Source organism: Butyricimonas sp. BSD2780061689_150309_C8 (assembly GCF_015560935.1).
GTDB lineage: Bacteria > Bacteroidota > Bacteroidia > Bacteroidales > Marinifilaceae > Butyricimonas > Butyricimonas paravirosa.
This window is the reverse complement of record NZ_JADMSV010000022.1, coordinates 88,450-95,591: the sequence shown is the minus strand read 5'-3', so window position 1 is coordinate 95,591 and position 7,142 is coordinate 88,450. Positions and strand designations below refer to the sequence as shown.

General features: G+C 44.4%; 5 protein-coding genes. 4 read left to right on the top strand and 1 reads right to left on the bottom strand.

Annotated features, from left to right (window positions below; translation table 11 throughout):
* Positions 1-186 precede the first annotated feature (186 nt).
* Positions 187-1,344 (bottom strand): FecR family protein, encoded by a 1,158-nt coding sequence (locus I2I33_RS15275; RefSeq protein WP_162613849.1) that lies wholly within the window; start codon positions 1,342-1,344, stop codon positions 187-189.
* 643 nt (positions 1,345-1,987) lie between these two features.
* Between I2I33_RS15275 and I2I33_RS15270 the strand changes: the two genes are divergently transcribed.
* From I2I33_RS15270 to I2I33_RS15255, 4 genes are all read left to right on the top strand, one after another.
* Positions 1,988-3,379, top strand: a complete 1,392-nt coding sequence (locus I2I33_RS15270) for an aminopeptidase P family protein (protein WP_087422167.1) — start codon at positions 1,988-1,990, stop codon at positions 3,377-3,379.
* 18 nt (positions 3,380-3,397) lie between these two features.
* Entirely contained in the window at positions 3,398-4,522 is a 1,125-nt protein-coding gene (gene dnaN / locus I2I33_RS15265) for a DNA polymerase III subunit beta (protein WP_087422168.1), read from the top strand.
* A gap of 169 nt (positions 4,523-4,691) precedes the next feature.
* Positions 4,692-5,468, top strand: a complete 777-nt coding sequence (locus I2I33_RS15260) for a 3'-5' exonuclease (protein ID WP_087422169.1) — start codon at positions 4,692-4,694, stop codon at positions 5,466-5,468.
* 616 nt (positions 5,469-6,084) lie between these two features.
* Positions 6,085-7,134 (top strand): efflux RND transporter periplasmic adaptor subunit, encoded by a 1,050-nt coding sequence (locus I2I33_RS15255; protein WP_229128327.1) that lies wholly within the window; start codon positions 6,085-6,087, stop codon positions 7,132-7,134.
* The last annotated feature ends 8 nt before the right edge of the window (positions 7,135-7,142 follow it).

The window sequence follows — 7,142 nt, the reverse complement described above, 5'->3', positions numbered from 1 at the left end:
TTTCAGCGTAATGCGTTTATTATCAGTGCAAGATGCACTATTATTCCGATTTCGGTTGATTATTCCAGCCTTTTTTCGTAATTTTGTTTTACTGATTTGTACTAACACTCGCTTTGACCGGGGAGTGTGGTTTACGAATTATAGCGATGGGACGTGCTGCCAACATGTCCCGTTTCTATTTTCAGATTACTGGATGTATATGGTTTTTCCCTCCTTTCTGCACGTGACTACGTGCGTCTCTTCAATCAATTTCAGAACCTTGTCAATATCTTCGTAACGAGATGTCTCGATGGTGAATTTCCGTTGTTTCAGGCTTTCTTTTTCGAAAATAACTTTGAATTCGTACCAGCGGGATAATTCCTGCATGATTTCTCCCAGTGGTTTTTCGTCAAAATAGAACATATCCCGTACCCATGCCGTTACGACGTTCGTGTCAACCTCTTTTACTTCGATGTGGGCGTTTCCCGATGTGGTGATGGCTTGCTGGCCGGGGGAAATGATTGTCGTTGTTAGGCCATTGCCTACTTCCACTTTCCCGTTCACGAGGGTAGTTGCTACATTTCCGTCGGGAGCGGAGGCGTTCACGTTGAACGTGGTTCCCAACACGGTGACCGTGGTGCCCGCGGCCTCAACGATGAAACGGCGGGTGGTGTCGGGTGTCACCTCCAGATAAGCCTCTCCTGTTAAGCGGATTTTTCGCTCCTTTCCCTTGAATTGAACGGGATAGGTCAGTGTACTTTCGGAATTGAGTTTCACGGTTGTATTGTCGGAAAGACGGACGGTGTATTCCCCGTATTTGGGAACGATAATCGTGTGATAGATTTCATCAATTTCAACCGTCTCTTTTTCTGCGGTAGCATAGTCGATTTCTTGTTTTTCCGCATGTAAGGCAGCATTGTTATTTAAAGCCAGCACGGAAGATTGCGGGTCATCCAGCGTGATTTTATTTCCGTTTTCCAGTACAAGCTGCACGGCAGAAACAGGTTGGGGAGAGGAGATTATTTCTTCGTTCGGTTGTGTAAGATAGTAGTATGTCCCTGTTATGGCAAGAACTAACACGGCGGCACTTGCCACCAGACGGTAGAGGGTATGTCGGAATGGCCGGGAGCCTTTTTTCCCGGTACGATATTTTTTCTCGAATAAATTCCAACCTTCTGCCGTGGATGGTGAAGTCGCATTTCCATTGAATGATTTTTGGCGTAATTGTTCATAAAAAGCCTTGTTTTTTTCGTCTCTTTCCATCCATGCAGAAAGTCTCCGTTCTTCTGATTCGGGCAGGATTCCCAAACGCTGGAGAGCGATGAGGCGGGCAACTTCTAGTTTCGATAAAATATCTTTTTCCATCTTTTCGTTCCGTTTATTTTTTATGGAATATCCAATTTTCACTTTGAATACGGATGAGGGTGAAAACCGGGTGAGTCGATTTTTAATTTTTTTTCGGAAAGATATATCATATACCTTGGAAAACCCTTGAACCATGGTTGCGAGGCCCTATATAATAATATGAATATATCTTCCCGGTTAGCTAATATACTACATGATATGCCTTACTTGCAAGAATAATCTTATCAAAGATCTATTTTATCGAAGATGAATGCTCTATGAATGCAGGATGAATGCTTCGTGGTCTAAATGAACTATCAGGAAAGTACTAGGAGAATGATAAATTGACATAGCCTAAAGCTGGGGTAAAGCCGGCCTTTTACTAGGGTAATAATCTCCTCGGGGCCTTTCATCACCCTTTTATCGCCCTTTCATTACCCTTTGCCAATATACCGGAAAAGGTGGGGAGAGGTGACGATAAGAGGTGTGGGAAATTATTAGGGATATAAAACTATGGTATAACGGTTGTATAACCGTGAGTGGGGCTGAACGGGCATTGGTTTTCCGGATTAAAATGGATTTTTGAATTGTTACATTGAAAAAAAATTTATACCTTGTCAACTCATTTTGACAAGGAAAATTAATCATTAAATAAATAATAAATATGTTTGATAAAAGCGTGTATGTAAATAGAAGAAAGCAACTTATCGACAAGATGAGTGGCGGCTTGGTATTGATACTGGGTAATGAGGAAGCTCCTGCAAATTATCCGTCTAACACGTATAAATTCCGTCAGGATAGTTCTTTCCTTTATTTCTTTGGTTTGAACATGCCCGGGTTTGCCGGGTTGATGGACGTGGATTCCGGGGACGTTTGTCTGTACGGAAACGACGTGGACATGGACGATATTATTTGGATGGGACCGCAACCGAGCGTGAAGGATTTGGCTGCCAGCGTGGGTGTGACTTGTTCCGCTCCTTTCGGTAAATTGGCCGAGGCTTTGAAAGAGGCCATCAGCCAGGGACGCAAGATTCATTTCTTACCGCCTTATCGCTATCACAACATGTTATTGTTGGAGGATTTGTTGGGTATTCATCACTCGCTGATTAAGAATTATTCTTCTCTGGAATTGATCAAGGCCGTGGTGGCATTGCGTTCCGTGAAGGAGGCTTGCGAAATCGAGCAAATTAACTTGGCTTGTAATATTGGTTACGAGATGCACGTGGCTGCTATGAAACACGCATTGCCGGGACAGAAAGAGCAATATATTGCCGGGTTGATCGAGGGAATTGCCGCCTCTTACGGAAGTCTGGTTTCTTTCCCCGTGATCCTTTCCCAGAATGGCGAGACGTTGCATAATCACGATCATAGCAAGACATTGACCGTGGGACGTATGATGCTGACGGATGCCGGGGCGGAGAATAATATGAATTATTGTTCCGATTTTACCCGTACGGTTCCGGTGGGCGGACGTTTCGATCAACGTCAGAAAGATGTATATAATATTGTATTGGCTTGTAACAACAAGGCGATGGAGATTGCCCGTCCGGGAGTGACGTACCAGTATGTGCATCTGGAAGTATGCAAGATTCTGGCTCAAGGGTTGAAAGACCTTGGCTTGATGAAAGGCGATGTGAATGCTGCCGTGGCAGCTGGGGCTCACGCATTATTCATGCCTCACGGGTTAGGTCACATGATGGGACTTGACGTGCATGACATGGAGGATTTGGGACAAATCTACGTGGGTTATGACGACGAGACTCGTCCAATCAATCAGTTCGGTACTTCTTCTTTACGTATGGGTCGTAAGTTGCAACCGGGATTCGTGGTTACCGACGAGCCGGGTTGTTATTTCATCCCCGCTTTGATCGACCAGTGGAGAGAACAAGGATTGCACAAGGAATTCTTGGTATATGACAAGATCGAGACGTACAAGGACTTCGGTGGAATCCGTCTGGAAGATGATATATTGATCACGGAGAACGGGTGTAAATGTATGGGTGACCGTCGGGCGCCGATTACCGTGGAAGAGGTGGAAAATACGATAAATGGATAAAAATTATAAAGAGCAGATATGAAATTCGTTGTATCAAGTAGTAGTTTTTTGATGCGGTTGCAGGCCGTGAGTAAGGTGATTAGTGGAAAACCTGCGCAACCGATTCTGGATAATATTTTGTTGGTAGCCAAGGATGATACGTTGTACGCCACGGCATCCGACAAAGAAACGACAATGGAGGCCAAGATCGAGTTGGATAACCTGGAAACTCCGGGAAGTATCACGATCCCGGCGAAGTTGTTGCTGGATATTTTGAAAGAGTTTCCGGAACAACCCTTGACGTTTGATATTAACACGGGGACGAACGAGGTAAAGATTATCTCGGATAAGGGAGAGTTTTCCGTGCCGGGAGAGAGTGCTGAGGATTATCCGGTACAATCCGGAATGGACGAGAGTGTGAATACGATTGCAACGAATTGCGGTATGTTGTTGGAGGGGATTACCCGTACGGTTTTTGCCACGGCAAATGATGATTTGCGTCCGGTGATGAACTGTATCTTGATGGAGATGGGACCGGAGAATTTCACGTTCGTGGCTTCGGATGCTCACAAGCTGGTACGTTACAAACGTTTTGACGCCAAGACGGACGGGGATCAGTTCGCGTTGATCCTGCCGAAGAAACCGTCTTTGTTGTTGAAGAATATATTACCGAAGGATGATAGCGAGTTGCGTTTGCAATTCAACGAGAAAATGGCTTGTTTCACTTTCGGAAATTACAAGATGGTTTGTACGCTGGTGGAAGGACGTTTCCCGAACTATAATTCCGTGATCCCGCAGAATAACCCGAAAAAGATCATTATCGAAAAGAAGGAGTTGTATAATTCATTAAGACGGGTTTCCGTGATGGCAAACCAAGCCAGTAACTTGGTGAAGTTTGACTTGAGTAACGGAACGATCGTGATTTCTGCTCAGGACGTGGATTATGCCATGTCAGGACACGAAACGATTACTTGCCAGTACGAGGGAGAAGAGATGGCCATCGGGTTCAAGTCTCCTTTCGTGCAAGAGATATTATCCAACCTTAACACGGAATCTCTGGTATTGGAGTTGTCCGATCCGAGCCGTCCGGGATTGTTCTTGCCTTTCGAGAGCGATAACGAGAACGAGGATTTGTTGATGTTATTGATGCCGATGATGGTTTAATCAGTAAGGCGAATTTCGCCTTACTGATTAAACCGAATTTAAAATTTAGAGTGAAAAAGATTCCGTGATTGCCGATTCGATGATTGGGTGATTAAAATCACTTCATCGAAAATCATTCAATCACTTAATCGCTAGGATCTAAAATCATTCAATCTAAAATAAGTAAGTTTTGGAATTAAAATTAACCAACCCGATTGTGTTCTTTGATTTGGAGACAACGGGTATTAATATTGCGAAGGACAAGATCGTGGAGATTTCTGTTTTGAAAGTGATGCCGAACGGGAAAGAGGAACAGAAAACGATCCGGGTGAATCCGGAAATGCATATACCGGAACCGGCGTCTGCAATCCACGGAATTTATGATGATGACGTGAAAGATTGTCCAACGTTTAAGGAGATTGCCAAGGATTTGGCACGTTATATCGAGGGGTGTGATTTGGGGGGATATAATTCGAATCGTTTTGATATTCCATTACTGGCGGAGGAATTTTTGCGTGTAGATGTGGATTTCGATATGCGGAAACGGAAGTTCGTGGACGTGCAGACAATTTTCCACAAGATGGAACAGCGTACGTTAAGTGCGGCATATCGTTTTTATTGTAACAAGAACTTGGAAGATGCCCACACGGCTGCTGCCGATACGACGGCCACTTACGAGGTGCTGAAAGCCCAGCTGGATCGTTATAATGACACGCTGGAGAACGACATCGCTTTCCTAAGCAAGTTCTCAACACAGAATAACACGGCGGATTTTGCCGGATTTATCATTTACAATGAAGAAGGGGTGGAGGTATTTAATTTCGGGAAGAACAAAGGGGTTCCCGTGGTGAAAGTACTGAAAGAGCAACCCGGTTATTTTGCGTGGATGTTGAACGGGGAGTTCCCCTTATACACGAAAAAGATTTTGACCGAGATCCGTCTGCGGACGGCAGGGTTAGTGAAGTGACCCGGGAAAGAGTATTCCCAGATAATTAATTATATTCCTGTTTCTCAAAGACGAGGTTTGTGCATTCGTGCGTTGCCTGGTCTTTGGGAAACAGGAATTTGTATTTTCCTATTTCTCTCCACTTCGGTCTTCGTTGTATGTTGCGCTAAGGATACGAGAGGATTTATGCAGAGTTCACGTGTATTTTCCATGTTGTTTGCTCGCAAGTGACACGGAGAAAGCACGGAGGAACCACGGAGAAACCTAGGCAGAACACTAGCGTAATAATGTATTACGAGCAGTGTGGAATCGGTCGATACATGCAGCCCACTTGTTTCAATATGGTACGCTTTTACTTATGGCGACGTTACAAGGTGTCGTAGTGACGGAAGTAGAAAAATATATTCTAAATGATAAAGTTTTCCTCGACGGTTCATGTCATGGAAAACTTTATCATTTTATTCCCGTATACGAGTCAGATTAAGTGATCAATAGATGGTTAGGGGGCGTATCAGGTCGAGGGGGGAAAACTCTAATTATAAAGTTATTTGTTTAAAATGTAAATATGGCATATTCATTACTATTTAGCCGAGCGATTGAATGAGAATAATTTGTAATAAATAAGAAGGTTTGTTTTATGGGGTTTAAATGGATGGTTTATATTGCGGTGACTCTTTTGTGGAGTGGCTGCAAAGGGAAAAAGGATAACACGTATCAGGATATTGTACGTCCTGTGAGAGTGGTAAATGTCGAGTCTTTGGGAGCTATCAATAAGTTGTATACGGGTGTCGTGGAGGCCGAAGAATACAGTAATCTGGCATTTAAGTTGTCCGGGCCGTTGATCGCAATGAACGTGGATGAGGGGCAGAAAGTGAAAAAAGGACAGGTGATTGCGGCGGTTGACCCGCTTGATTATCGCTTACAGTTCGAGGCGAACAAGGCGGCTTATTTAACGGCTAAATCCCAGTTGGAACGGAACAGAAGGTTGCTTTCCATGCAGGCGATCTCACAACAGGAGTACGAAATTGCGGAGGCTAATTATATAAAAGGTAAATCGGCTTACGAGACGTCAGCGAACACGCTGGAAGACACAAAACTGCGGGCCCCGTTTGACGGTTTTGTGGAGAAAAAATTCGTAGAGAATTACCAGAAGGTGAACCCGGGCGAGTCGATTATCAAGTTGGTTAACCCAAATAAGCTGGCGGTTGGTTTTACATTGCCGGAGACGAGTGTTGACTTAACTCGTACGCCCATGACGGTGACCGTGGAGTTTGATACCTACAAGGGGATATGGTTCAAAGCGAAAGTGAAAGAATTTATTGATGCCTCGCCCGACGGAACGGGTATTCCGGTGAAATTGGTGATAGATGATTCCCGGTTTTCGAGGGATAAGCATAATATATATCCCGGTTTTTCCTGTAAAGTAAATTTGAAGATTGAAACTCCGGTGGAGGATAGTTATATCGTGCCGATGAGTGCGTTGTTCAAGAACCCGACTTCGAACGAGACGTGTGTTTGGGTGTATGACCCGAAGACGGGAACGGTGACTAGCCGGACCGTGGAGATCGGACAGTTGTTCGGGAATGATAAGATCATGGTGCAGAAGGGACTCTCGAACGAGGATACGATTGTCGTGGCGGGAGCGAATTACATAACGGAAGGTCAAAAGGTGAAGTTGCTTAAATAGTTTGATAT